Origin of the sequence: Cellulomonas sp. Root137 (genome assembly GCF_001426725.1) — a bacterium.
In the GTDB taxonomy this organism is placed as follows: domain Bacteria; phylum Actinomycetota; class Actinomycetes; order Actinomycetales; family Cellulomonadaceae; genus Cellulomonas.
Genome location: NZ_LMFG01000001.1, coordinates 946,621 through 969,987, shown reverse-complemented (window position 1 = coordinate 969,987; position 23,367 = coordinate 946,621). Strand labels below are relative to the sequence as shown.

The following is a 23,367-nucleotide window of genomic DNA, read 5'->3' as shown; positions in this document are numbered from 1 at the left end:
CTCAGACCCGTTCGACGCTGTCCGCCTGCGGTCCCCGATCGCTCTGGCGCACCTGGTACCGGACCCGGTCGCCCTCCTCCAGTGCGTCGGCACCCCGCACGACCGACACGTGCACGAACAGGTCCGCGCCGCCCGCGTCCGGGGTGATAAAGCCGAACCCGCGCTCCGCGTCGTAGCGCGCGACCACGCCCTCGCCGCCGCGCACAGGACCGTCGGACTCCCTCGGAGGACCCGACCGACCGCGCGCCGGCGCCGCGGGGGCGCTCCCCACGAGCCGGATGTTGCGGGCCTGGAGGCCCTTCTCGCTCGTGCCGACGTCGTAGGTCACACGATCGCCCTCGGACAGCTCGGTCACGCCCGCGGGCAGCGCGCGGACGTGGACGAAGAGGTCCTCGGCGCCCGAGTCGGGGGTGACGAACCCGAAGCCCTTCTCCCCGTCGTACCAGGACACGGTGCCGTCCGCTCCGTCGGACGCCCGGGGTCGCCCGGTCGCCTCTGCCCCGAGCGGCAGCAGGTGGTCCGCCTGCGGCCCCTTGTCGCCCTCGACCACCAGGAACGCCACCCGCTGCCCGTCCGAGATCACGCCGCCGCCGACGATGGCCGAGCTGTGCACGAAGATCTCCGCACCACCGCCGTCGGGCGTGATGAAGCCGTAGCCCTTGCCCGGCTCGTACCAGGAGACCGTGCCGAGCACCCCCAGGAGTGCGTCGGGGGCGTGGTCGCCGGTGATCCGGACGCGGCGGGCCTGCGGGCCGCGGTCGCCCTCGCCCAGCTCGAACTCGACGACCTGCCCCTCACGGAGGACGTCGTCGTTGCCGACGATCTCGGACGCGTGCACGAACAGGTCGTCGGCCCCGTCTCCGAGGTAGAGGAAGCCGAACCCCCGCTCGGCGTCGAACCAACGGACAGTTCCTTCGGGCACGGTGACTCCTCGTCGACGCTCAGTTGCTGCCACCCAGTGTCCCTGATCGAACCGCGGTGGGTTGACTACGGATGGTCGCGCAGGCGGTCCAGCTCCGCGGCCAGCACTCGTGCGTACCGTGCACGGTCGTCGGCGGCGACCCATCGGGCCTCGAGGTCGCGCTCGTACAGACGGTCGCCGTCGTAGCGCGGGAAGACGTGGACGTGGAGGTGCCAGACGTCCTGACCCCCCGCCGGCTCGTTGTGCTGCCGGACCGAGATGCCGTCGCACGCATAGGCCGTGCGCATCGCGACCGCGACCTGCTGAACGAGGTCCCACACGGCGTGCCCGGTCGCCCGCGGAAGGTCGTAGACGTTCTCGTGATGCTCCCGAGGGATCACCAGTGCCGCCCCTGGGTTGGCGGGCCACCACTTGGGCGAGATCCGGGCGAGAGCGAGCTCCGTGGTAGCGACGACGTCGCTCGGCTGGTTGTGCTCGCTCACGACGCCGACCTGGAGCAGGCAGAACGGACAGCTGTAGTCGGCCGGCTCGTGGCTCGGTGTCGTCATGGCGTCCAGCCGTCCCATCGGCTCCACCAGTGGGCGTTCGCGTCCAGCTGAGCGGTCACGTCGGCGGCCGCCGCCAGCACTCGGCCCACGGTTCCCTCGTCGATGCGGCCCGTGACTCGCTGCCAGTGGAGGTCAGCCACGTCCTTCCACTCGCGCCGGCCGTCGGGGTGGACGATCAGGTCCAGCCCGTGGTCATTGGTCTCGAACCCCTCAGGTCCGCGCACGATGGGCGCCTCGAAGTTCACGTACCAGTGCAGGAACGTCCCGGCGCAGTCGAAGAACTTCCAGACGCTGTAGTGATCACCGGCCCGATGGAGCTGGAGCACCGCCGTGGACCCCCATGCGGCGCGCGAGCTCCACGGGTGAGCCCCGAACGGGTGCGAAGGGAACGTGAAGCCGGAGCCGGGATCGAGGCGGACCGCGAGGGTTGCGCCGTCGTCTGACACGACGGTCACCGGATGCTGCAGCCATACCTGGTCGTGCAGCACCTCGAACCGTTGGATCGACGACCCCGGCTCATAGATCCACACGGTCGGAGACACTATCGGTGGCCTCCGTGGACGCGATCGCGGCCTTGATGGCTTGCGCGTCGCTGTCGAGCAGCGACCTCCCGCGCTCCGCCACGTCGGGAGTGATCGTCCAGCCGTCTCCCGCGTAGCGGGGGATGACGTGAAGGTGGAAGTGGAAGACCGTCTGGAACGCGACCTCGCCGTCACAGAGGAAGACGTTGATCCCCTCGCAGCGCAGGTCGGAGCGTCGCAGGGCTCGCGCCAGGTCGTGACCGACCGACCACACCTGAGCGCTGGTGGCTCGATCGAGGTCCTCGAGGCCCACGGCGTGCTTCCGTGGCACGACGAGGAGATGGCCACGCGTGACGGGCTCCAGGTCCATGAACGCCACGACGGTCTCGTCCTCGTACACCACGCTGGCCTCGGCCCGCCCTGCCACGATGGCGCAGAAGATGCACTCCTGCGCCGCCGATGTCGCCCTGGGTGTCATGGGCGCAATAGTCCCAGTCCGTCACTCGAACGCCGCCTACAGCGATCCGCCACGGATGCCGATGACCAGCGTGTCGGGTCCTGACCGGGGCCCTGCGAGGGGGCGTCATGGGAACCGATCTGCGAGCAGCGGCGGCAGGTGTCGTGCTGGCCGTCTCCATGGTGCTCCTGGCCGGGTGCCAGAGCGCACAGGTGGGCGCGAGCCAGGACCCCTCACCTCCGGGTCCCACCCCCGCGGTGGTCTCCGAGGAGCCGTCGCAGTCGCCCGAACCCGACGTCGCCGCGACGGCGGACCCGAGCGAGGCCGTCGCGGGACTGGCGCCCGGATCGGACGCGTGCCGTGAGTCCTACGTGCAGCAGCTGCTCGCCGCGGACCCCGCCTACTTCGACAGGCGCCCCACCGAGGACCCGATCGCGCTGCTGACGTACGACCGGCTGACCGAGGTCATCACCGCTGACGAGCACGCTCGCTGGGGGATGCAGCGCCTGTTCCAGCCGGACCTCGTCCCGCCGGAGTACCGCCTGCCCGACCTGACGGGCGAGGGCACCGATCCCCTGACCGGCATCGCGCTCGCCTCGATGTGGGAGACCGACTGCCTCCCGGTGGAGACGCAGCAGTGGCTGAGCGACTACCTGACCCCGACCGAGATCCCCGACCAGCCCTGAGCAGCTACCCGCGTCCGTGCGGGGCGCGCGCCCGGGCGTCCAGCCGGGTGACGGACTCCCGCACGGATCCGTGCAGCATCAGCTCCACGTCGCCGACCAGCCGGTACGGGTCCCCGACCATCCCGTCCGAGACCCACCGCAGCAGCACGGCCAGCACGGCCGACGTGTAGAAGTCGACGACCAGCGCTCGGTCGGCGGGGCTCGCCGGACCCCCGCCGCCGACCTCCTCCACCACGGCCGCGGTCACCGGCCTCATCTGCCAGAACAGGAAGCGCTCCAGCCCCGCTCGGCCCAGCCCGTCGAGGACAGCGGTCGTCGACGACCGGTTGTCCCGCAGGTAGCCCATCAGCCGCACCAGCCCGTCGGCCCACGCGTCGTGATGGGCCGACACCCGCACCTGCTCCGCGACCTCGGTCTCGAACACCCACGCGGCGAGCTCCTGCACGTCGTGGAAGTGGTAGTAGAACGCCTGCCGGGTCAGCCCGCAGTCCTGCGTCAGGTGCGTGACCGTGACCCTGGCCGGCGGCTCGGACCGGAGTCGGGTCTTGAGCGCCGACGCCAGAGCGTCGCGCGCGTCCGTGCGGCGCGCGTCCTGACTGCCCTCGTGGCTCACACCCCCATCAACGGCCTGTTCACCCCTCGTCGCCGTAGGTCGAAGGTCCCAGGAGACGGCCGGCACCGCGCCCGGCGAGGCCCCGGCGAGCCGCGCGCTGGACACATCCCGCCGGGTGTCCAGTGCCCGCTCGGGCGGGGAGTTCCTACGGTCTAGCGACCCCGCAGCCATGGCGGCCACGGGCGGTCCGCGAGGAGGTCGCGATGTTCCTGTTCGACACCATCGGCTGGCAGTCGTGGGCGATGTGGTTCGTCGTCCTCGGCGCCCTCATCGCCCTCAACGAGGTCACCCGCCGCTGGAAGTGGGCCGGGATCGCGTTCTTCGTCGCGCTGCCCCTGGTCCTGACCGTGTTCGTGTGGCCGTCGACCGCCGGCGAGGGCTCCTCGACCGGCACGTGGTTCCACTGGGTGAAGGTCTACTCCGCCCTGGCCGGCTGTCTCGGCTTCATGGCGCTCCGGTACGTCGGCCGACTCTCCAGGAACCGCTGGATGCTGCTCTTCCCCGCGCTGATCCTCGCGGTCAACATCGGCGAGGCCGTCATCCGGGACTTCCAGGTCGCGGGCCTGCAGGGCATGCACGACGGCGTGTTCATGGTCGGCGGCGTCTGGAACTACATGAACGGGATCGCCGGCATCCTGAACGCGCTCACCATCTGCGGCTGGGTCGGGATCTTCGTGTCGCGGGACAGGTCCAAGGACATGGTCTGGCCGGACATGCTCTGGTTCTGGATCATCGCGTACGACCTGTGGAACTTCGCCTACGTCTACAACTGCGTCGGCGACCACGCGTTCTACGCCGGTGCCGCACTGCTGATCTCCTGCACGATCCCCGCGTTCTTCCTCAAGAAGGGCGCCTGGCTGCAGCACCGTGCGCACACGCTCGCCCTCTGGATGATGTTCACGATGGCGGTCCCGACGTTCGTCACGTCGTCGCAGTTCGCCGTCGAGTCCTCGCACGACGAGCGCGCCTTGTTCGTGGTGTCGGCCCTGTCGCTCGCGGCCAACGTCGCCGTCGCCGTCTACCAGGTGCGCGTCATCGTGACCCGGCGTCTCAACCCGCTGAAGGACGAGCTGTTCACGCACCTCCGTCCGTACCGCGAGGTCCTCGAGGCGAACGCGCCGCTCGCCGACGCGCCCGGTGCCGGACGAGAGGACCAGCCGCTCGCCGCGGTCTGAGCGGTCAGTCGCGTGCCGGGGCGCGGGTGAGCAGATCGACGGCGCGCACGACCTCGTCAGACCCGTGCGGCTCGGTGTCCAGGGCGCGGTGGATCGTCAGACCTTCGATGAGCGCGTCCAGGAGCCGTGCCGTGGCCGGGTCGAAGTGCCGCTCCAGGGCGCGACGGCTGCGCGCCATCCACTCGTGGGTGAGGCGCCGGTAGCCGGGGTCGCGGGCCGCCAGGGTGTACAGCTCGTGGGTCAGGACCAGCTCACGAGGGTCGACGAGCACGTGGACGCTGATCAGGTCGACGACCGCCCGGCGCGCCTCGTCGACGTCCCCCGCGCGCGACATGCTCTCCTCGAACCGGTCGCTGACCTGGTGCGCGAACCGCTCGAACGCGTCGTGCAACAGCTCGTCCACGTCGGTGAAGTGGTACGTGATCGATCCGAGAGGCACGTCCGCGGCGGCGGCGATGCGGCGTGTCGTGGCGCCGGCGACGCCGACCTCGCCGATGACCTGGAGGCACGCGTCGACGATCCGCCCCCGGCGTTCGGGATCGTGCCGCCGCGACCGGCGCTGGGTCATCACGGGGTCCCCGGGGGCAGTGACGCGGGCGGGACGGCTCATGTGTTCAATCGTACAGATCATATGTACGCTTGACCACAACATCCTCGCCTCACCCGGAGACCCATGACCTCGCCGCTGCCCTCGACCGTCTCGCGCACCGCACGCCGCGCTCGCGCCGCGGTCTCGGTCGTGTTCCTCGTCAACGCCGTCCTGTACGCCAACCTCGTGCCGAGGCTGCCCGAGGTGAAGGACCGGCTCGACCTGACCAACGCCGCGCTCGGCGCCGCGATCGCGGCGATGCCGCTCGGTGCCCTGCTCGCCGGGCTGCTCGCCCCGCTGCTGATCCAGAGGCTCGGCTCGGCGGCCGTCGCATCCTTCGGGCTGGTTGCCCTCGCGGGAGCCGTCGCCGCCGTCCCGCTCGCCGGAAGCTGGGTCGTCCTGGCCGGCCTCTTCCTGGTGGCAGGGGCGCTCGACGCGATCATCGACGTGGCCCAGAACGCCCACGGCTTCCGCGTCCAGCGCCTGTACGGCCGGTCGATCATCAACGCCTTCCACGGGCTGTGGAGCGTCGGCGCCGTCCTGGGCGGCCTGCTCGGTGCCGCAGCGGCGGGTCTGGCCGTCCCGCTGCCCACCCACATCGCCACCACGTCCGCGGTCTTCGGCGTCGCGGCCGTCGCCGTCCACCGGTTCCTGCTGCGCGGCCCCGAGGACGCGGAGCGCACCAGCGCCGATCCCGATGCCGATGCCGATGCCGATCAGCCCTCCGCCGGCGCCAGATCGCTTCGGCACGTCGCCGGCCGTACCTTCCTGATGCTCGCCGCCCTCGGGGTGCTCGCCGCGTGCGGCGCGTTCGTGGAGGACGCCGGCTCGTCGTGGGGCGCGCTGTACCTGCGCGGTGAGGTGGGCGTCGGCGCCGCCGCGGCCGGCATGGCGTTCGTCTCGCTGCAGGTCGCCATGACGGTCGGGCGCCTGACCGGCGACCGGGTCGTCGACCGCTTCGGCCAGCGCCGCGTGGCGCGCCTCGGCGGTGTGGCGATCGCGCTCGGCCTCGGGCTTGCGCTGGCCGTCCCGTCGCTGACCACGACCCTCGTGGGCTTCGCGCTGGCCGGGCTCGGCGTCGCGACGCTCGTGCCCGCCGTCATGCACACGGCGGACGAGCTGCCCGGCCTGCCCGCCGGGGTCGGGCTCACCGTCGTCAGCTGGCTGCTGCGCGTCGGGTTCCTGGTGTCCCCGACCCTCGTCGGAGTCGTGGCCGACGCCTCCAGCCTGCGCGTCGCGCTCCTGGGCGTCGTGGCTGCCGGGATCGTCGTCGCCGTCCTGGGGCGGATCCTCGTCGCGAGCTCGGCGCCGCCGAGCGGTGAGCACGCAGCGGAGGCACCTGGCAGTCTGGCGGCCGCGCCGAGTGCCTGACGCGTCGCGCGTGCCAGCATGGGACGGCGCAGCACGTGGCCGCGCTCGGACGCGTGCACGAGGGGGTACGGATGACTGCTCTGGAGCGCAGGGCCGAGACGTCGCTCTGGCCGCTGATCTCGCAGTTCATGCGGACGCAAGGACTCGCGGGGCTCGCGGTCGCGGTGGTCCAGGACGGTGAGGTCGCCCTGGCGCGCGGCTTCGGGACGCGCGACGTCCGCACCGGCGACCCCGTCACACCCGACACGCTGTTCCACCTGGCGTCGGTGTCGAAGCCGTTCGTCGCGACGGCGGCGGTCGGGCTGGCGCTCGACCTCGACGCCCCCGTCATCCGGTGGATCCCCGAGCTGACGCTGGCCGACGGGCGGCAGTCCGAGATCACCCTGCGCCACCTCCTCACGCACACGAGCGGCATCCCGGACGTCGTGGACTACGAGTGGCACGACCCGCAGCTGGGCGACGACGCCCTGGCCGAGTTCGTCCGGAGCCTGTCCGGCGCGCGCCTCACCAGCGACCCCGGCGCGGAGTACGCCTACTGCAACGCCGGGTACGAGGTGCTCGGGCACGTGGTCGCCACCGTGACCGGGCGGACGTTCGAGGCCGCGATGACGGAGCTCGTCCTCGACCCGGCCGGCATGGTGCACAGCACGTTCCTGCGCGCGGACGTCCCGTCGGAGCTCGCCTCCTCCCCGCATGTCGGCGCACCGCTGGTCGTCCCGCCCGGCGCCTACCCGTACACGCGCCGGCACGCGCCGAGCTCGACGCTGCACTCCAGCGTCACCGAGCTGTCCCGGTGGATGCTCACGATCCTGGCGGACCCTGGCGCAGCCGAGCAGATGTGGCAGCCCCGGGCGGAGGTCGGAGACCCGCCGTGGAGCGAGTCGATGGGCATGGGGTGGTTCGTCGGCACCCACCGCGGACACCGGATGGTGGGTCACAGCGGCGCCGATCCGGGCTTCAACTCGCGCTTCGCGCTGCTCCCCGACCGCGGGACCGGGGCCGTCGTGCTGGCGAACTCCAACACCGCCCCCACCCGCGCCGTCGTCCGCGCCGCGCTCGACGTGGCCCTGGACCTCCCGGCGGAGGCGATCGAGGTCGACGCGCAGCTGCCACCCATCACCGTGCCGGTGGCTGCAGCCCTCCAGGCGGCGGGCGCGGAGGCTGCGGTCGAGACCTTCCGCCGGCTGGAGCGTGCGGTTCCCGCTCAGGTCGACGTCGACGACGGGCACCTCGAGGACGCCGTCTGGGGCGCGATCGAGCTGCACCGCCCCGAGCTGGTCCGACCGCTCCTCGACGTGTGGACGACCGTGCGACCGGACTCGTCGCAGGCCTGGGCGATGACCGGCTGGGCGGACCTGGTCGAGGGCGACACCCGCTCGGCGGGTGAGCTCCTGCGTCGGGCCGTCGACCTCGACCCCGAGAACGACGAGGCGGCTGCGCTGCTCAGGGGTGTGGAGCGACTTCCTGGCACAGTGTCGGATCCGGGACGAGTCGTTCGTGGGACAGGTGAGAAGCCGCCGGATGCGGCTGCCGGAACAAGGGAGTCATGAGATGCCGCGGTACCTGATCTCGTTCAACGAGGGCGCGATGGACCACATCCCCGACGGGGACTGGGGCGACGTGAGCCGGGACTCGCACGCGGTCGTGCAGGAGGCCGCGGACGCGGGAGTGTGGGTGTTCGCAGGCGGGCTCGAGCGGCAGCGGGCGAGCATCGTGGCCACGGACGGGATGGTCACCGACGGCCCCTTCCCGGAGACCAAGGAGGTCATCGGCGGGTTCGCGGTCGTCGACGTGCCCACACGCGACGAGGCGCTGGCGTGGGCCGCCAAGATCGCCGTCGGATGCCGCTGCGCGCAGGAGGTCCGGGAGCTCATGCCCGACGCCCAGACGGACGAGCTGCTCGGCAAGACCACGAGCAGGTAACGGCTCGAGCGGTGCCGCCCGCTCAGGTCGTCGGTCGGTGGGTGGGCGGCACGAGGCGGAACATCCCCTGCATGTCTCCGGTCGTGAACCCCGCCGACCGGTAGAGCGCATCGCCGTCGGTCGTCGCGAAGAGCCCGACGAACGCCGACGCGGGCGCCGTGTCGGCGATCTGATCGAGCAGCCGGCGCAGGATCGCGCGCCCGAGGCCGGTGCCCTGGTGCGCCGGCAGGACCGCGACGTCCTGGACGTAGAAGTACAGCGCGCCGTCGCCGACGACGCGGCCCATCCCGACGACCTCGCCGTCGACCACCGCCACGACCCCCAGCCGCGACCCGGTGAGCGAGGCGGCCACGGTGTCCCAGTCGAACGCGTGCGACCAGCCGACCGCTTCCGCGAGACGCCGGTGCTCCTCCGGCGTCGGCACGCGATCAACGAGGGTCACGGGCTGTCCCACACGTCGATTGTTCGGTCTCCCGAACCTGACGGGCAAGCCTCACTGCCAGACGGTCGCCTTGACGTCCGGCTCGACGGGCAGCTTCGGCGCTGCGGGCGCGGGTCCGGCGGCGGCCAGGTCACGGACGTTCTTCTGGACGGCGACCACCGAGAACAACGCCATCGCGAAGCCCAGGCCGAAGAAGCCCTTCTCCGACAGCTCCAGCGGCGCGTTGGCCAACCCCGTCGCCACGAGCACGAGGGAGGTCAGGACCATGGCCCACGACAGGCCGAGGAAGATCGCCGTCACCGGAACGCCCTCGGCCCGGTCCCGGACCGACTTCTGCACCGCGATCGCGGAGAACAGACCCAGCAGCAGCAACGTGCCGAGGAAGCCCTTCTCCGACGGGACCAGCTCCGCGTTCCACAGTCCGATGCCGAAGGCGCCGATCGCGATGACGAGGGCGACCCAGGACGCGCCGACGAATGCCGCGGTCGGACGCGCGGGGACAGGGATCTGCGACATGGGGACGCTCCGGAGCTCGAGCTGCCGGCACCGTGCCAGCCGCGGCCCTGATGGTGGTGGTCCGGGGTGCCCCACCGCAAGGGTCTGGCTCGAACCTCACCTGGCCGGCCTCACCGCCGGGTCACGGCGAGGCCGGGAAGACGATGCGGACGTCCTCGCCGCTCAGGTGTGCGCGGAAGCCGTCGTCCTGGACGACGACGTCCTGGAGCACCAACCCCTCGGGCAGCCCCTCGACCTCGTGCTCGATGGTGACGAGCCCGCGCACGACCGTCCCGAGGAGCCCGGCGAGGAACGAGGGGCCGCCGATGTCGATGGCCGTCGGCTCGACGACGATCCGTCCGGCGACGACGTCGACCTCACCTGTCGCGACGACGTCGAAGCTGCGGCCGCCGATCTCGACCGTGCGCTCGACGACCGCCTCCGACGGCCCGGCGGACCGCACCGTGGCGTCCTCGCCGATCTGGGTGGCCACGACCTCGAACGGCACCGTGGCGTCCACGACCATCTCGCTCGCGACGAGCCCGTCGGGTCCGGTCCGCGCACCCCGGGCGGAGACGGTGACGTCGCGCAGGGTCGAGTCCGGCAGGACGACGGTGCCGGCGTCGAGCACGAGGTCGTCGAGCCACATCTCGGCGGGGTCGAGGTCGGACGGCGGCTCGACGCGGCCCCCGGTACTCGAGCTCGGCCCCGGCGTCGGGGGCGCGGCGGCACCGCCCTGCGCCGGATCGCTGATCGACCACACGAAGATCCACACGGCGAGCACCAGCACGAGGACGGCGACCGCCGCCCCGAGAAGTCCGTCGCGAAGGCGCGGGTTCATGGGGGACAGCGTGCCTGATGATGTCGACGCCGGCTCAGGAGCCTGCCTCGACCGGCAGCCAGAGCTCGACCGTGGCGGTGCTGAAGTCGTCGGCACGGTCGAGCACCGCGACCACCTCGGGCCCGGGTCGTAGGCGCCACGGGTTCGACGGGAACCACTCGCTCGCCGTCGCCGCCCACACCGCCTGCAGAGTGTCCGGGTAGGGACCCGCCGCGCGGAAGACGGCCCAGGAGCCGGCGTCGACGCCGATGACGTCGAGATCGTCGGGTACCTCGACGGCGTCCGTCACCGCCACCCCGTGCAGGTAGGTGAGCTCCGAGCCCTCCCGGCGGTCCGGGTCGAGGTCGGTGCTCACGGCGAGCAGACCGTGCGGCTCCGCGTCGCCCAACGCCTTCAGCCGCGCATGCTCCTGCGGTGCCAGGGACGTGACGTGCTGCTGGATGGCGGTGTTGACGCCGTGGTGCACCAGCGGGACGCGGGTGGCGTGCCCGGCGAGGCGGAACGCGGGTCGGGAGACGAGTCGGACGTCCATGGGCAGTGCTCCTTCGACTGTCAGGCGGAACCTCAGCAGAGGCTGGGTGCGGAGGGGGCCACCGTCGCGCCTGGCGCGGCCCGGACTGACGCCGTGCACCGACTGGAACGCCCGCCCGAAGGCCTCCGCCGAGCCGTAGCCGTAGCGCACGGCGATACCCAGCAGGTCCCCGGACCCGCTGACGACGTCCGCCGCGGCAACGGTCATCCGCCGGCGGCGCACGTACTCCGACAGCGGCATCCCGGCCAGCGTGGAGAACATGCGGCGCAGGTGGTACTCGGTGGTGCCCAGCGCGGCGGCAAGGCCGTCGACGTCGAGCTCCTCGGTGAGGTTCTCCTCCACGAGGTCCACGAGGTGGTTGAGCCAGGCGATCACGGTGCCCCCTTCCGCGGTCCACCCTGCTGTCCGGACACGCCGTGCGACCCGATCTTCGCGGTCGGATGCGATCAGGACGAGCCCTTCACGAGACCTTGACACCGACCACCGGCGGACGTCGGCGTCGGGTCGGTACGGTCGCCAGGCGCCGGCTGCCCGGCGGGGGGCGACGAACGGGAGACGCGAGTGCCGGAGATGACGCGCGCCGATGCGGTGCGACGGGTCGGCGCGGGCGTCGTCGCGCTGCTGGCGGTCTGGACCGCCGCGACGCTGCTGGGCAACGGCACGGGGGCGCTGCTCGGCGACGGGCTGCGGGCGATGCTCGGGGAGGGCCCGCAGTCGGCGGCCGGCGACCTGCTCCGCGCGGTGCGCGCCGACGGGTTGCCGGTGCTCACTCTCGTGCTCGGGTCGGTGCCCGCCGTCGCGCTCGTGCTCGTCGCCGCACTCCGGCCGGCCGGACCGTCGCCGCGCGCGACCCGGACCGTCGTCGGCGTCGGCGTCGCGGGGGTCGGGCTGCTCGGGTACGCGGTACTGGTCATCACGGCCGACCCGACCGCACTGAGCCTCGCGACCCGGTCCTGGTCCTGGGCGGTCGGGTCTCCGCGCGTGCTGGCAGGCGCGTGGCTGGCGCTCGTGGCCGGGGGCTCGAGTGTCGCCGCCGCGGGAGTGCTGGGCCGTCGTCGGGGCGCGGTCGTCTCGGCTGCGGTGCTCGTGGCCGTGGGCGCGCTGGGCACCGCGCTGTCCGCGGGTGCGTGGATCGCCTGGACGGTCCTGTCGGCCGGGCGGTACCGCGGCGGTCCGACGGTGGCCGCCGTGCTGCTGGGCGACGGCGCGCTCGCCCTGGCCCTGGTCGCCGCCACCGCCGCGGTGGTCTCCGGGTGGTGCGCGGTCGCGGCGTGGCGGCACCTCGCGCACTGGGTCGTGCCCCCGAGCGAGGCGCAGGCGCGACGTCGGCGCCTCGCTCGGGCGACCGCGGGTGCTCTCGTGGTCGCCCTCGGCGTCACCGTCGGGGTGCGGGTGGCGCAGCGGCAGACGGTGTCGGACGTCGTCGTCGACCCGGTGCTCGCGGCGTGCGTGCAGCACACCGCCCTCGCGCCCGCGCGGCTCGACGAGGTGTACACGGTCGACTGCCCGTGGGACGGCAGCGGCGACCAGGTGAAGTCGCTCTCCGGGATCGAGACCCTCACCTCCGTCCGCGAGATCGACCTGACCGGCCAGGACGTCTCCGACCTCGGCCCGCTCGCCGCGATGTCCGGTCTGACGTCCCTGCGGCTGACCGGCAACGACGCCGTCACCGACCTGTCACCCCTCGGCGGCCTCCCGCTGACGAACCTCGGGCTGTCGGGCACGGCCGTGACCGACCTCGGGCCGCTGGCGCGGACGACGACGTTGCAGTGGGTCGGTCTGGCCGGGACCGGGGTCACGGACCTCGGTCCGCTCGCGGGCTCGACGGGCCTGCTCGAGCTGGACGTGGCGCACGCGGCCGTCGCGGACCTGTCGCCGCTGGCGGGTGCTCCGTCGCTCAGCATGCTCGACGTGCGGGACAACCACGTGGCGGACGTGACGCCGCTCGCCGGGATGCCCGCGCTCGACGAGCTCTGGGTGGGCGGCAACCCCGTCACGGACCTGCGACCGCTCCTGGACGCACCGGCACTGCTCGGGGTGGACGTCGAGGGCCTGGACGGGCAGACGCCCGGGATCGAGGAGCTGCGGGCGCAGGGCGTCTACGTCGGCGGGCTGGCCTGATCCACCGTCACCTGTGGTGAGGTTGCCCGATGAGCCCCCTGCCCGTGCGCGCCGTGCGGGTGCAGGACCAGGAGCCCGTTCCGCACGACGCCTGGTTCACGCAGCTGCCCGCCGTCGCCCAGGTGCTGCGCGAGGGCTGGCCGCTGGACCAGGTCACGGTCCTCGTCGGCGACAACGGGGCCGGGAAGTCCACGCTCGTCGAGGCCGTCGCCATGGTGTTCGGGATGGGGGCCGAGGGCGGCTCGACCGGGTCGAGGCACGCCACCCGCCGGTCCGAGTCCGAGCTGTGGCGGTACCTGCGGCTGGAGCGCGAGATCGGCGCCCCACGGGGTGGGTTCTTCCTGCGCGCGGAGACGATGCACTCGTTCTACTCGTACCTCGAGGACAACCCCGGCCGCCGGCCGGAGCCGGTGTTCCACGAGATGTCGCACGGCGAGTCGTTCCTCGCACTGGTCACCGAGCGCATGAAGCCGCGGTACCCCGGTCTGTTCCTGCTCGACGAGCCCGAGTCCGCGCTCTCGTTCACCGGGTGCCTCGCGCTGGTCTCGCACCTGACCACGCTGGTGCGCACGACGCCGTCGCAGGTCCTGCTGTCGACGCACTCGCCGGTGCTGGCGGCGATCCCGGGCGCGACGATCTACGAGGTCGGCGACTGGGGCCTTCGGCGCTGCGACTGGGACGAGCTGGAGCTGGTGCAGAGGTACCGCGGGTTCCTGGACGACCCGCGTCGCTACCTCCGGCACGTGATCGACGATCCTGGGTCTTGACGGTTCACTTGTTTTTTGCAAGTGTCGGTACCGCCACGAACCAGACCCACGAGAGGCAGCACCATGACCGCGATGTTCGTCAACCTGCCCGTGACCGACCTGGAGCGCGCGAAGGCGTTCTACACCGGGGTCGGATTCGCCCTCAACCCGCAGATGTCCGATCACAACGCCGCGTGCTTCGTCGTCGAGCAGGACCACAGCTACCTCATGGTCCTGGTGCGCGAGTTCTTCCAGAGCTTCACCGACAAGCCGCTCGGCGACCCGGCGGTGAACCCGTCGGTGTCGACCGTCGTCTTCCTCGACACCCGGGACGCGGTCGACGCGAGGGTCACCGACGGGCTCGCCGCGGGCGGTCTGGAGGAGCGGCCCGCCTCGGACTACGGCTTCATGTACCAGCGTCAGCTCACCGACCCCGACGGCAACATCCTCGAGTTCGGCTGGTTCGACCCGGCCGCCGCCGCACAGGGCACCGAGGCGCTCGCGGACCAGCAGGCCTGAGGCCGATGGCTGCACGCGAGTACGGGCAGTACTGCGGCGTCACGCAGGCCCTCGAGCTCGTCGGTGAGCGCTGGGCCCTGCTCATCGTGCGTGACCTGCTGGTCGGGCCGCGCCGCTACGGGGAGCTGGCCGCAGGGCTCCCCCGCATCCCGACCAACATCCTGGCCGCACGGCTCAAGGAGCTGCAGGCCGCCGGCATCATCCGGCGGGCGCCGCGCTCACGCATCGTCATCTACGAGCTGACGCCCTACGGCCGCGAGCTCGAGCCCGTCGTGCTCGCGCTCGGGGCCTGGGGCTTCAAGGCGATGGGCGACCCGCGCGGGGAGCAGGTCATCACGCCCGACTCGATGACCATGACCCTGCGCACCGCCTTTCGGCCGCAGGTGGCGGCGCACCTGCCCGCGACCGCCTACGGGGCACGGGTCGGCCCGGCCGAGCTGCTGGTCCGGGTCGACGGCTCCACCCTCGAGGTGACGCGCGGCGACGGACCGGTCGACCTCGCGTTCGCCGCGGGTCCGGGGCTCCGCCGGGTCATCTCCGGCGAGCTCGCCCCGGACCGCGCGATCGCGACCGGCGTGGTCGAGGTGCTGCACGGGCGCGGTGAGCTCCTCGACCGCTTCGCCAGCATGTTCCACCTGGCCGCCTGACCGTCGGTCAGAACGTGAGCAGCACCTTGGTGGCGCGGCGCTCGTCCATCGCCCGGTAGCCCTCGGCGGCCTGCTCGATCGGCAGGGTGAGGTCGAACACCGTGCCCGGGTCGATCTGCCGGTCCCAGATGAGCGTGATGAGCTCGGGCAGGAAGCGGCGCACCGGTGCGGGACCGCCGTGCAGGTGGACGCCCGAGAAAAAGAGCTCCTGGCCGGGGAGCGCCACGTCGTGGGAGACGCCGACGTAGCCGACGTGCCCGCCGGCGCGGGTGGCGCGGATGGCCTGCATCATCGACTCCTGGGTGCCTACGGCCTCGATCGTGGAGTGCGCGCCGAGCCCGCCGGTGAGCTCCTTGATCCGCGCCACACCGGCGTCGCCGCGCTCCTCGACGATGTCGGTGGCGCCGAGCTCGCGGGCCCGGGCCTGCCGGTCCGCGTGCCGGGACATGGCGATGATCCGGTCGGCGCCGAGCTGCTTGGCGGCGAGCACACCGAGCAGGCCCACGGCGCCGTCACCGACGACCGCGACGGTCTTGCCCGGTCCGACCTCGGCGGCGACGGCGGCGAACCAGCCGGTGCCGAGGACGTCGGAGGCGGCCAGCAGCGACGGGATCAGGTCGGGGTCGGGGGTTCCGGGCGTGGCGACGAGGGTGCCGTCGGCCAGCGGGATGCGGGCGTACTCCGCCTGCGCACCGGGGAGCGCGCCGGGCTGAAGGTGCACGCAGTGGGTCTGATAGCCGGCGACGCAGATGTCGCAGGTGTTGTCGGAGGCGAAGAACGACCCGACGACGAAGTCGCCGACCTGCACGTTCTGGACCGCGGAGCCGATCTCCTCGACGACGCCCACGTACTCGTGGCCCATCGGCTGGTGGTCGACGGCGTCCGTGCCCCGGTACGGCCACAGGTCGGACCCGCAGATGCAGGTGGCCGCGAGCTTGATGATGGCGTCGGTCGGCTCGACGATCGTCGGCCGCTCGGTCTCGTCGACCCGGACGTCGCCCGGTGCGTACATGACGACAGCGCGCATGGTGGTGGTGCCTCTCTGTGGGGATTGCCCCCAGACAACCGGACGTCGAGCGAGGCGGGGAGTCCCTGCTGAGGGGTGTACCAGCGGTGCACCTCTCCGCACGGACTCCCTCGTCGGCGCTGTGCGGCCTACCGTCGGGAGCATGGACAACCGAGCGGACGTGCGCGAGTTCCTCATGTCGCGACGGGCGAAGGTGACCCCCGAGGCGGCGGGCGTCCTCGGCGGCACCAACCGCCGTGTGCCCGGCCTGCGGCGCAGCGAGGTCGCGATCCTGGCCGGAGTGAGCGTCGAGTACTACGCCAAGCTCGAGCGCGGGGCGATCGGCGGGGCGTCGGCGTCGGTGCTCGACTCCGTCGCGCGGGCGCTCCAGCTCGACGACACCGAGCGCGCGCACCTGTTCGACCTGGCGCGGGCCGCCGACGGCATCCCCTCGTCGGGACGGCCACGCCGCCGCACGACGCGGTCGTCGACACCCCGGCCGAGCCTGCAGTGGGCGCTGTCCGCGATCACCGACGGTGTCGCGTTCGTGCGTGACCAGCGCCAGGACCTGCTGGCCACCAACGCGCTCGGCCGCGCGTTCTACTCCCCCGTCATCGGCGACGGCGGCCGCACGCCGAACCTCGCCCGGTTCCAGTTCCTCGACCCCGCGGCGCGCGACTTCTACCCGGACTGGGACCTGTTCGCGGAGATGTGTGTGGCGATCATGCGTGCCGAGGCCGGCCGCGACCCGCACGACAAGGGTCTGCAGGACCTCGTCGGCGAGCTGTCGACCCGCAGCGAGACGTTCCGCCGGCTGTGGGGCACCCACGACGTGCGCACGCACGGGGCCGGGACCAAGCGGTTCCACCACCCCGTGGTCGGCGACCTCACCCTCGCCTACGAGGAGCTGGCCATCACCGCCGAACCGGGGCAGGTGCTCCTGGTCTACACGGCCGAGCCGGGCTCACCGTCGGCCGAGCGCCTGCGCCTGCTGGCCTCGTGGGCGGCCGACACCGTCGCGGTGACGGGTGCGGAGCAGTGATGGACCTGGAGGGATTCCGCGACCACGTGCGCCGTCGAGCCGTCATCGAGGGCGGCTCGGCAGCGCACGAGCTCCTCCACCGCACAGCGCAGGACGCGCTGCGGATCGTCGCGGTGCTGAACACCGGCTACCGCACGCCTGAGGAGGTGCGCGCCCTGCTCGCGCGGCTGACCGGGCGGCCCGTGGACGAGTCGGTCACCCTCTTCCCGCCGTTCTTCTGCGAGTTCGGCACGAACCTGACGCTCGGCAAGGACGTCTTCATCAACATGGGGTGCACGTTCCAGGACGCCGGCGGCATCACCATCGGGGACGGCACGCTCATCGGCCACGGGAGCACCATCGTCACCCTCAACCACGCGACGGACCCCGCTCGTCGAGCGGACATGCTCCCGGCGCCCGTGGTCATCGGCCGCAAGGTCTGGCTGGGTGCGGGCGTGACGATCGTGCCGGGCGTGACGATCGGCGACGGCGCGATCGTCGGGGCCGGCGCTGTGGTGACGAAGGACGTACCGGCCGACGCGATCGTGGCGGGCGTCCCGGCCCGGCTGATTCGCACCACGGGATTCGACGCCTCCGAGGCCTGACACTCAGCGGACCGGCGCGGGTGCGGTAGAAAGCACCGGTGACCTCTCCGGCGACCCTGCGCGAGTCGCGCGGCTTCGCCCGCCTGTGGACCGCCTCGACCGCCTCGGCGTTCGGGAGCTACGTCACCGTCCTGGCGATCCAGGTCCTGGTGGTCGACGTGCTGGCCGGCGACGCCGTGGACGTCGGGCTGGTCAACGCCGCACGGTGGGTGCCGTACCTGCTGTTCGGGCTGCTCGCGGGGGTGCTCGTCGACCGGGTCCGCCGCCGGCCCGTGCTCGTCGCGACGGACCTGCTCAGCGCGGTCGCACTCTCGGCGATCCCCGTCCTGTCCGCGACCGGGTCGCTGACCGTCGGCTGGCTGGCGGGGGTGATGGCGGTCTTCGGGCTGTGCACCGTGGTGGGCGACGCGGCGTTCCAGTCGTTCGTCCCCCGGCTCGTCCCCACGCGGCTGCTCGGGCCCGCGCACGCCCGGCTGGACCAGTCCGACGCCGTGGCGCAGGCGAGCGGGCCGGCGGTCGCGGGCGGCCTGGTGCAGCTGCTGGGAGCGCCCCTCGCGGTGCTCGTCGACGCCGTCAGCTACCTCGTCTCGGCCATCCTCCTGATCACCGTGAAGGCCGACGAGCCCCGGGGCGAGTCCCGGCGCAGGGTGCGGGACATCGGCCCCGAGATCCGCGAGGGCCTCCACTGGATCTACCGGCACGCGACCCTGCGGCCGCTGGCGCTCTCGACCCACGCCTGGTTCGCGTGCTCGGCCGTGGCGGGGGCCGTGATGACGCCCTTCGCCCTGCGGACCCTGCACCTCAGCCCTGCCACGCTCGGCCCGCGCTGGCCGCGGCCGGCGTCGGGGCGCTCGCGGGGGCCTCCGTCGCGGTGCGGCTCGGCGACCGGTGGGGCGCCGGGCACGTCATCATCGGCGCCCGGCTGGGCACGGGGACGGCATGGGGCGTGATGGCGGCGGCGGCGCTGCTGGTCCCGGGCGCCGGCGCGTGGGTGCTCTTCGCGCTCGGACAGCTGCTGCTCGGCCTGTGCATGGGCGCCGAGAACGCCAACGAGATGGCCTACTGGCAGACCGCGACACCCGACCGGTTGCAGGGGCGGACCAACGCCACCCGGCGGTCCGCCAACCGCGCGGTGATCGTCGTCGCCGCACCGCTCGGTGGCCTGCTCGGCGACGCGGCCGGCTATGGCACCGCCCTCGTCGTGGCCGGGGCGACGCTGGTCGTCGTCGCGACCGTGTCGCTGGCCACCGGGGTGCGACGGGCGCGGCTCGGCGACGAGCACACGCCGGCCCCTCGGTAGGGTGTCGCCGCCCGGTGCAGGTCGCTGCGAAAGCCCGGCACGCGGTGTCGGATCGGGGCAGCATCGTTCGTAGCAAGGGTGAGAGGTCGCCCGCGCCGGGCGGCCGCCGAGCACAGGGATGGCCGAGATGCAGTATCTGGTGTCCGTGATCTTCGACGAGACGTCCGGCTTCGCCACGCCGGAGGAGATGACCGCGATCGACGCGTTCAACGACGGGCTGCGGGCCGAGGGGAGCTGGGTGTTCGCCGGCGGTCTGGCCTCACCCGACACCGCGACCGTCATCGACAACCGGGGTGCGGGCGAGGCGATCGTCACCGACGGTCCCTTCGTCGAGACCAAGGAGCACGTCGCCGGTTTCTGGATCATCGAGGCCGCCGACCTCGACGTGGCCCTCAGGCTCGCTGCCGAGGGGTCACGGGCCTGCAACCGGAAGGTCGAGGTGCGTCCGTTCCTGTGACCGACGTCGACGTCCGGGAGGCGGTCACCGCGGCGCACCGCGACGAGTGGGCACGCGTGGTGGCCTCCCTGACCAGGCGGTTCGGCGACCTCGACCTCGCCGAGGACGCCGCCGCGGAGGCCTTCGCGGTGGCCGTCGAGCGGTGGCCGTCGGACGGCGTGCCCCCCAACCCGGGAGGCTGGCTGACGACGACGGCCAACCGCAAGGCCATCGACCGGATCCGCCGCGAGGCCAAGCGCGACGACAAGCACGAGGCGGCTCGGATGCTGAGCGGTGACGATCCCCCGGAACAGCTCGGAGTGGTCGACGACCTGCGGCTGCGGCTGATCTTCACGTGCTGCCACCCCGCGCTCGCCATGGAGTCGCGCGTGGCACTGACCCTGCGCATGGTCGGCGGACTGACCGTGCCGGAGATCGCGCGGGCGTTCCTCGTGCAGGAGTCCGCCACGGGTCAGCGGATCACCCGCGCGAAGGCGAAGATCAAGGCCGCGCGGATCCCCTACCGGGTCCCGTCGGCGGACGACCTCCCGGCGCGCGTCTCGGGGGTGCTCGCGGTCCTCTACCTCGTGTTCAACGAGGGCTACCTGGCGACGAGCCCCGACGCCGACCCCGTCCGTCCGCACCTGACCGCCGAGGCGATCCGGCTCGCCCGCCTGGTCCGCGTCCTCCTGCCCGAGGACGGTGAGGTGGCCGGCCTGCTGGCGCTGATGCTCCTCACCGAGGCCCGCCGCACCGCTCGCGTCTCGACGACCGGCGAGCTGGTGGTCCTCGAGCAGCAGGACCGCGGGCTCTGGGACAGGGAGCTGATCGCCGAGGGGCACCGGCTGGTCCGCGAGCGCCTGGCGACCGGGGCGGCCCCGGGTCGGTACCAGCTCCTCGCCGCGATCAACGCGGTGCACACCTCCGCCCGCGACGCCCGCGACACCGACTGGTCGCAGGTGGTCGCCCTGTACGACCAGCTCGTCCGCCTGGACCGCTCCCCGGTCGTCGCCCTCAACCGCGCGGTCGCGGTCGCGGAGGTCGACGGGCCCGAGGTGGCGCTCGCGGCCGTCGCCCCGCTGGGGGAGGCGCTGGACGGCTATCACGCCTTCCATGCCACCCGCGCGGAGCTGTTGCGTCGGCTGGACCGCGGCACCGAGGCGCGCGAGGCGTACGACCGGGCGATCGCGCTGGCGGGCAACACCGCCGAGACCGCCTACCTGACCCGGCGCCGCGACGAGCTGGGGTGATCTGGCGTCAGTCGTCGAAGACGTTCCAGCAGATCGCGCTCCGGCGGCGCTGGTCGTCGAGCACCAGCGCGCGGACGGCTCCCGGCAGACGCTCTCGCTGCCACTGCCGTTCCGCTGCCTGCGCGTGTGCGGCCTCGGCGGAGGGCACCGAGGCACCGACCGCCCTGATCGCGTACGCGGCGGCGCCGAGGTCGTGGGCCGCGACGTGCGCCACCGCCACCGCCTGACCGGCCGACAGCGCGGCGAACTTCACCGGGGCCGGCATCCCGCGGGCCGCGGCGTTCGCCTGGAACGCCTCGCTGTGCGCGACCTTCATCGGCACCTCGCCGCGGATCCACGCCCGACCGACGGCGATCGCCTGCCGGGGGCGGTCGTCGTCCGGTCGGTCGGCCTCGAACAGGTGCAGCACGTGCTCCGCGCACTGCAGCGCCCACTCGGCCAGCAGCCGGTGGTGGTCGTCCGTCAGGGTGCCGCCGCGGCGGACGGTGATCAGCCGCGGGTCACGCTCGGTCGGGAGGATCGGCACCCCACGTTCCTACCAGCCCGAACCTCAGAGCACCGCTGCCGTCAGGTACCCCGCGTTGATCGCCTCGCCGACCTTCGCCGGGAGCACGCAGTCGCCGATCGCGTGGACGTTGAGCCCGGTCGCGGCCAGCGCGTCAGCCAAACCGTGGGCGGGTCGCACACCGAACGCGGTCACGACCGTGTCGGCGTCCACGTGCACCTCGCCGTCGGGCCCGACGGCGGTCAGGCCCTTCTCGTCGATCTCGGTGACGCGGTGGCCGGTGAGCACGTGCACGCGCGCGTCCGTGAGGCTGCGCAGCAGGCTGATCGCGTTGATGAACAGCAGGTCCGCGGCGATCGCGTCGGCCATCTCGACGATGGTGACCTCGTGGCCGTCCTCAGCCAGCTCGAGCGCGAGGTCGGCGCCGGACAGTCCGCCGCCGGCGACGACGACGCGAGAACCCACGCGGTCACGGTGCAGGTGGGCGTCCAGCACCTCGAGCACGTTCTCGCCGTCGACGCCCGGGATCGGCAGGACGAACGGGTCCGCACCGGTGGCGACCACGACCTCGTCCGCACCGGCCAGGCGGGTGTCGTCGGCGAGGATCTCAGTGCCCAGGTGCACCGTGACGGGCAGGTCGGCGATCTGCCGCTCCCACCAGCCGATCATGGCCCGCAGCTCCTTCTTGAACTCCGGGGTCGCGGCCGGCAGCAGCACGCCACCGAGGTGCTCGGCCTTCTCGTAGACGTCGACCGTGTGGCCGCGCAGGGCGGCGACGCGCGCCGCCTCCAGGCCGGCCGGGCCACCGCCGACGACGGCGATGCGCTTGGGCGCGGCCGCGGGGACGAGGGCACGCTCCAGCTCGTAGCCGGCGGTGGGGTTCACCGCGCAGCCGATGGTGGCGCCGGTGAAGATCGCGCCGATGCACAGCTGGTTGCAGCGGATGCAGGGGCGGATGTCGTCGCGACGCCCGTCCGCGAGCTTGGCCACCCACTCCGGGTCGGCGATGAGCCCGCGACCGATGCCGACGAAGTCCGCGTCACCGGCGGCGAGCACGCCCTCGGCGTTCTCCGGGGTGAGGTTGCCGACCGCCATGACGGGGATCGACACGACCGCCTTGATCGCCCGCGCGGACGGGACCATGCACGCGTCACCGAGGTAGTACGGCGGGAACACCCAGTCCATGGCGTCGTAGGCGCCGTCGTCGACCATGAGCAGGTCCAGCCCCGCCGCCTCGAGCAGGCGCGCGACCTGCTGCGCCTCCGCCACGTCGCGGGTGCCGGGCATCTTGTTGCTGACGGACAGCCGGAAGCTGATCGGCAGGTCCGGGACCGCGGCCTTGATCGCCTGGATGATCTCGGTGGCGAAGCGGGCGCGGTTGGTGACCGAGCCGCCGTAGACGTCGGTGCGGCGGTTCCACTGCGGGCCGAGGAACTGGTCGATCAGGTAGCCCGTGTGGCCGTGCAGGTCCACCATGTCGACGCCGGCGGCCGCGCACCGGACCGCCGCCTCGGCGAACCGGCCGACGAGCGCGCGGACCTCGTCGGTGGTCAGCGGGCGGCACAGGACGGTCGGGTCGAAGAAGTTCGGGTTGTCCGACGCCGAGACCGGCGGCTGCTCGGGGGTGTACGCGGGGTTGTTGCGTCCCATGCCGGCCGTGAGCTGCACCCCGAGCCGCCCGCCCTTGGCGTGCACCGCGTCGGCGAGCCGGGTCAGGGCCGGGATCGCGGCGTCGGAGTCGGCGTGCGCGAGGCCCGCCGTGAGCTCGAGGTCGCGGCTCACGGCGGTGAGCTCGGTGACCACCAGGCCCGCACCCGTGCCGGCACGCTCGGCGTACCAGGCCACCTGACGGTCGGAGAAGTGGCCGTCCGCGTCGGAGAGACTGGTCCCCATCGGCGGCATGATCACGCGGTTGGCGAGCTCGAGGGCGCCGATGCGTCCGGGTGCGATGACGTGGGCGAACGCGGACATCGGAGTCCTTTCCTCCGGCGCGCGACGATGCGGCCGGGGCAGTGCCAGTGGTGGCTCGATCGTCCGCCGGTCGTCGAAGCGGTTCCTGGGTCGGAGGTCCCGGGTGGGTCCGTCGTGTGCACGCA

28 protein-coding genes are annotated in these 23,367 nt (G+C 72.8%); 15 read left to right on the top strand and 13 right to left on the bottom strand.

Annotated features, from left to right (window positions below; translation table 11 throughout):
• Position 1: 1 nt before the first annotated feature.
• The 4 genes from ASD18_RS21830 to ASD18_RS04675 form a co-directional block, all read right to left on the bottom strand.
• Positions 2 to 922 carry a cold-shock protein gene (locus ASD18_RS21830; protein ID WP_056087353.1) on the bottom strand — a complete coding sequence of 307 codons (921 nt, stop codon included), beginning with the start codon at positions 920 to 922 and terminating at the stop codon, positions 2 to 4.
• A 65-nt stretch (positions 923 to 987) separates the two neighbouring features.
• A complete protein-coding gene (locus ASD18_RS04685) occupies positions 988 to 1,488 on the bottom strand; it encodes an HIT family protein (RefSeq protein WP_235522256.1) in 501 nt (166 codons plus the stop codon).
• Entirely contained in the window at positions 1,467 to 1,925 is a 459-nt protein-coding gene (locus tag ASD18_RS21165) for a DUF402 domain-containing protein (protein ID WP_235522255.1), read from the bottom strand. The genes ASD18_RS04685 and ASD18_RS21165 overlap by 22 nt, the downstream gene beginning before the upstream one ends.
• 61 nt (positions 1,926 to 1,986) lie before the next feature.
• Positions 1,987 to 2,469, bottom strand: coding sequence for an HIT family protein (locus tag ASD18_RS04675; RefSeq protein WP_056087348.1), 483 nt, complete (start codon positions 2,467 to 2,469; stop codon positions 1,987 to 1,989).
• Positions 2,470 to 2,576: 107 nt separating this feature from the next.
• Between ASD18_RS04675 and ASD18_RS04670 the strand changes: the two genes are divergently transcribed.
• Entirely contained in the window at positions 2,577 to 3,134 is a 558-nt protein-coding gene (locus ASD18_RS04670; RefSeq protein ID WP_156387886.1) for a hypothetical protein, read from the top strand.
• A 4-nt stretch (positions 3,135 to 3,138) separates the two neighbouring features.
• Here ASD18_RS04670 and ASD18_RS04665 read toward each other — a convergent pair whose 3' ends face one another.
• Positions 3,139 to 3,747: a TetR-like C-terminal domain-containing protein gene (locus ASD18_RS04665; RefSeq protein WP_056087341.1), complete on the bottom strand. Its 609-nt coding sequence runs from the start codon at positions 3,745 to 3,747 to the stop codon at positions 3,139 to 3,141.
• A gap of 203 nt (positions 3,748 to 3,950) precedes the next feature.
• On the opposite strand from ASD18_RS04665, the gene ASD18_RS04660 reads away from it, so the two are divergent.
• A complete protein-coding gene (locus tag ASD18_RS04660) occupies positions 3,951 to 4,922 on the top strand; it encodes a DUF5692 family protein (protein WP_056087337.1) in 972 nt (323 codons plus the stop codon).
• Positions 4,923 to 4,926: 4 nt separating this feature from the next.
• Here the strand turns inward: ASD18_RS04660 and ASD18_RS04655 are convergent, their stop codons facing one another.
• A complete protein-coding gene (locus ASD18_RS04655; protein ID WP_369817248.1) occupies positions 4,927 to 5,532 on the bottom strand; it encodes a TetR/AcrR family transcriptional regulator in 606 nt (201 codons plus the stop codon).
• 63 nt (positions 5,533 to 5,595) lie between these two features.
• Between ASD18_RS04655 and ASD18_RS04650 the strand changes: the two genes are divergently transcribed.
• The 3 genes from ASD18_RS04650 to ASD18_RS04640 all read left to right on the top strand — a co-directional run bounded on the left by ASD18_RS04650 (position 5,596) and on the right by ASD18_RS04640 (position 8,805).
• A complete protein-coding gene (locus tag ASD18_RS04650) occupies positions 5,596 to 6,882 on the top strand; it encodes an MFS transporter (protein ID WP_056087334.1) in 1,287 nt (428 codons plus the stop codon).
• Positions 6,883 to 6,953: 71 nt separating this feature from the next.
• The gene (locus tag ASD18_RS04645; RefSeq protein WP_056087331.1) at positions 6,954 to 8,432 is read left to right on the top strand and encodes a serine hydrolase domain-containing protein; all 1,479 of its coding nucleotides are present in this window, start codon (positions 6,954 to 6,956) and stop codon (positions 8,430 to 8,432) included.
• A gap of 1 nt (position 8,433) precedes the next feature.
• The gene (locus ASD18_RS04640; protein WP_056087328.1) at positions 8,434 to 8,805 is read left to right on the top strand and encodes a YciI family protein; all 372 of its coding nucleotides are present in this window, start codon (positions 8,434 to 8,436) and stop codon (positions 8,803 to 8,805) included.
• A 22-nt stretch (positions 8,806 to 8,827) separates the two neighbouring features.
• On the opposite strand, the gene ASD18_RS04635 is transcribed toward ASD18_RS04640, so the two are convergent.
• The 4 genes from ASD18_RS04635 to ASD18_RS04620 all read right to left on the bottom strand — a co-directional run bounded on the left by ASD18_RS04635 (position 8,828) and on the right by ASD18_RS04620 (position 11,490).
• Complete coding sequence (locus ASD18_RS04635) at positions 8,828 to 9,247, bottom strand: GNAT family N-acetyltransferase (RefSeq protein WP_162251727.1); 420 nt, start codon at positions 9,245 to 9,247, stop codon at positions 8,828 to 8,830.
• 51 nt (positions 9,248 to 9,298) lie between these two features.
• Positions 9,299 to 9,763: an inner membrane protein YiaA gene (gene yiaA, locus ASD18_RS04630; RefSeq protein ID WP_056087321.1), complete on the bottom strand. Its 465-nt coding sequence runs from the start codon at positions 9,761 to 9,763 to the stop codon at positions 9,299 to 9,301.
• Positions 9,764 to 9,884: 121 nt separating this feature from the next.
• Entirely contained in the window at positions 9,885 to 10,583 is a 699-nt protein-coding gene (locus ASD18_RS04625) for an LmeA family phospholipid-binding protein (RefSeq protein ID WP_056087318.1), read from the bottom strand.
• 34 nt (positions 10,584 to 10,617) lie between these two features.
• Entirely contained in the window at positions 10,618 to 11,490 is an 873-nt protein-coding gene (locus ASD18_RS04620) for an AraC family transcriptional regulator (protein ID WP_056087313.1), read from the bottom strand.
• Positions 11,491 to 11,685: 195 nt separating this feature from the next.
• Between ASD18_RS04620 and ASD18_RS04615 the strand changes: the two genes are divergently transcribed.
• From ASD18_RS04615 to ASD18_RS04600, 4 genes are all read left to right on the top strand, one after another.
• A complete protein-coding gene (locus tag ASD18_RS04615; protein WP_156387884.1) occupies positions 11,686 to 13,236 on the top strand; it encodes a leucine-rich repeat domain-containing protein in 1,551 nt (516 codons plus the stop codon).
• A 29-nt stretch (positions 13,237 to 13,265) separates the two neighbouring features.
• The gene (locus ASD18_RS04610) at positions 13,266 to 14,003 is read left to right on the top strand and encodes an AAA family ATPase (RefSeq protein ID WP_056087306.1); all 738 of its coding nucleotides are present in this window, start codon (positions 13,266 to 13,268) and stop codon (positions 14,001 to 14,003) included.
• Between the two features lie 63 nt (positions 14,004 to 14,066).
• Positions 14,067 to 14,501 (top strand): VOC family protein, encoded by a 435-nt coding sequence (locus ASD18_RS04605; RefSeq protein WP_056087303.1) that lies wholly within the window; start codon positions 14,067 to 14,069, stop codon positions 14,499 to 14,501.
• A 5-nt stretch (positions 14,502 to 14,506) separates the two neighbouring features.
• Complete coding sequence (locus ASD18_RS04600; protein ID WP_056087300.1) at positions 14,507 to 15,148, top strand: helix-turn-helix domain-containing protein; 642 nt, start codon at positions 14,507 to 14,509, stop codon at positions 15,146 to 15,148.
• Between the two features lie 7 nt (positions 15,149 to 15,155).
• Here ASD18_RS04600 and ASD18_RS04595 read toward each other — a convergent pair whose 3' ends face one another.
• Complete coding sequence (locus ASD18_RS04595; RefSeq protein WP_056087297.1) at positions 15,156 to 16,175, bottom strand: zinc-dependent alcohol dehydrogenase family protein; 1,020 nt, start codon at positions 16,173 to 16,175, stop codon at positions 15,156 to 15,158.
• A gap of 142 nt (positions 16,176 to 16,317) precedes the next feature.
• Here ASD18_RS04595 and ASD18_RS04590 point away from each other — a divergent pair, with 142 nt between their 5' ends.
• The 6 genes from ASD18_RS04590 (at position 16,318) to ASD18_RS04565 (ending at position 20,766) form a co-directional block, all read left to right on the top strand.
• Positions 16,318 to 17,196 carry a helix-turn-helix transcriptional regulator gene (locus ASD18_RS04590; RefSeq protein ID WP_056087294.1) on the top strand — a complete coding sequence of 293 codons (879 nt, stop codon included), beginning with the start codon at positions 16,318 to 16,320 and terminating at the stop codon, positions 17,194 to 17,196.
• Positions 17,196 to 17,780 (top strand): sugar O-acetyltransferase, encoded by a 585-nt coding sequence (locus tag ASD18_RS04585; RefSeq protein WP_056087291.1) that lies wholly within the window; start codon positions 17,196 to 17,198, stop codon positions 17,778 to 17,780. Before ASD18_RS04590 ends, ASD18_RS04585 begins: the two co-directional genes overlap by 1 nt.
• A gap of 38 nt (positions 17,781 to 17,818) precedes the next feature.
• On the top strand, positions 17,819 to 18,730 hold the full coding sequence (locus ASD18_RS04580; protein ID WP_056087288.1) for an MFS transporter: 912 nt from the start codon (positions 17,819 to 17,821) through the stop codon (positions 18,728 to 18,730).
• Positions 18,652 to 19,080, top strand: coding sequence for an MFS transporter (locus ASD18_RS21285; RefSeq protein WP_056087285.1), 429 nt, complete (start codon positions 18,652 to 18,654; stop codon positions 19,078 to 19,080). Before ASD18_RS04580 ends, ASD18_RS21285 begins: the two co-directional genes overlap by 79 nt.
• A 127-nt stretch (positions 19,081 to 19,207) precedes the next feature.
• Positions 19,208 to 19,537: a YciI family protein gene (locus ASD18_RS04570; RefSeq protein ID WP_056091562.1), complete on the top strand. Its 330-nt coding sequence runs from the start codon at positions 19,208 to 19,210 to the stop codon at positions 19,535 to 19,537.
• Positions 19,534 to 20,766, top strand: a complete 1,233-nt coding sequence (locus ASD18_RS04565) for an RNA polymerase sigma factor (protein ID WP_056087282.1) — start codon at positions 19,534 to 19,536, stop codon at positions 20,764 to 20,766. The genes ASD18_RS04570 and ASD18_RS04565 overlap by 4 nt, the downstream gene beginning before the upstream one ends.
• A 7-nt stretch (positions 20,767 to 20,773) precedes the next feature.
• On the opposite strand, the gene ASD18_RS04560 is transcribed toward ASD18_RS04565, so the two are convergent.
• Both ASD18_RS04560 and ASD18_RS04555 read right to left on the bottom strand, forming a co-directional pair.
• Positions 20,774 to 21,292 carry a putative immunity protein gene (locus ASD18_RS04560; RefSeq protein WP_056087280.1) on the bottom strand — a complete coding sequence of 173 codons (519 nt, stop codon included), beginning with the start codon at positions 21,290 to 21,292 and terminating at the stop codon, positions 20,774 to 20,776.
• 24 nt (positions 21,293 to 21,316) lie between these two features.
• On the bottom strand, positions 21,317 to 23,242 hold the full coding sequence (locus ASD18_RS04555; RefSeq protein WP_056087277.1) for an FAD-dependent oxidoreductase: 1,926 nt from the start codon (positions 23,240 to 23,242) through the stop codon (positions 21,317 to 21,319).
• Between the last annotated feature and the right edge of the window lie 125 nt (positions 23,243 to 23,367).

Excerpts from the sequence above, each read along its gene's own strand:
- ASD18_RS04685 (WP_235522256.1), bottom strand. The coding sequence starts at position 1,488 with ATGGGACGGCTGGACGCCATGACGACACCGAGCCACGAGCCGGCCGAC.
- ASD18_RS04675 (WP_056087348.1), bottom strand. The coding sequence starts at position 2,469 with ATGACACCCAGGGCGACATCGGCGGCGCAGGAGTGCATCTTCTGCGCC.
- ASD18_RS04670 (WP_156387886.1), top strand. The coding sequence starts at position 2,577 with ATGGGAACCGATCTGCGAGCAGCGGCGGCAGGTGTCGTGCTGGCCGTC.
- ASD18_RS04660 (WP_056087337.1), top strand. The coding sequence starts at position 3,951 with ATGTTCCTGTTCGACACCATCGGCTGGCAGTCGTGGGCGATGTGGTTC.
- ASD18_RS04655 (WP_369817248.1), bottom strand. The coding sequence starts at position 5,532 with ATGAGCCGTCCCGCCCGCGTCACTGCCCCCGGGGACCCCGTGATGACC.
- ASD18_RS04650 (WP_056087334.1), top strand. The coding sequence starts at position 5,596 with ATGACCTCGCCGCTGCCCTCGACCGTCTCGCGCACCGCACGCCGCGCT.
- ASD18_RS04645 (WP_056087331.1), top strand. The coding sequence starts at position 6,954 with ATGACTGCTCTGGAGCGCAGGGCCGAGACGTCGCTCTGGCCGCTGATC.
- ASD18_RS04640 (WP_056087328.1), top strand. The coding sequence starts at position 8,434 with ATGCCGCGGTACCTGATCTCGTTCAACGAGGGCGCGATGGACCACATC.
- yiaA (WP_056087321.1), bottom strand. The coding sequence starts at position 9,763 with ATGTCGCAGATCCCTGTCCCCGCGCGTCCGACCGCGGCATTCGTCGGC.
- ASD18_RS04625 (WP_056087318.1), bottom strand. The coding sequence starts at position 10,583 with ATGAACCCGCGCCTTCGCGACGGACTTCTCGGGGCGGCGGTCGCCGTC.
- ASD18_RS04615 (WP_156387884.1), top strand. The coding sequence starts at position 11,686 with ATGACGCGCGCCGATGCGGTGCGACGGGTCGGCGCGGGCGTCGTCGCG.
- ASD18_RS04610 (WP_056087306.1), top strand. The coding sequence starts at position 13,266 with ATGAGCCCCCTGCCCGTGCGCGCCGTGCGGGTGCAGGACCAGGAGCCC.
- ASD18_RS04605 (WP_056087303.1), top strand. The coding sequence starts at position 14,067 with ATGACCGCGATGTTCGTCAACCTGCCCGTGACCGACCTGGAGCGCGCG.
- ASD18_RS04600 (WP_056087300.1), top strand. The coding sequence starts at position 14,507 with ATGGCTGCACGCGAGTACGGGCAGTACTGCGGCGTCACGCAGGCCCTC.
- ASD18_RS04595 (WP_056087297.1), bottom strand. The coding sequence starts at position 16,175 with ATGCGCGCTGTCGTCATGTACGCACCGGGCGACGTCCGGGTCGACGAG.
- ASD18_RS04590 (WP_056087294.1), top strand. The coding sequence starts at position 16,318 with ATGGACAACCGAGCGGACGTGCGCGAGTTCCTCATGTCGCGACGGGCG.
- ASD18_RS04585 (WP_056087291.1), top strand. The coding sequence starts at position 17,196 with ATGGACCTGGAGGGATTCCGCGACCACGTGCGCCGTCGAGCCGTCATC.
- ASD18_RS04570 (WP_056091562.1), top strand. The coding sequence starts at position 19,208 with ATGCAGTATCTGGTGTCCGTGATCTTCGACGAGACGTCCGGCTTCGCC.
- ASD18_RS04555 (WP_056087277.1), bottom strand. The coding sequence starts at position 23,242 with ATGTCCGCGTTCGCCCACGTCATCGCACCCGGACGCATCGGCGCCCTC.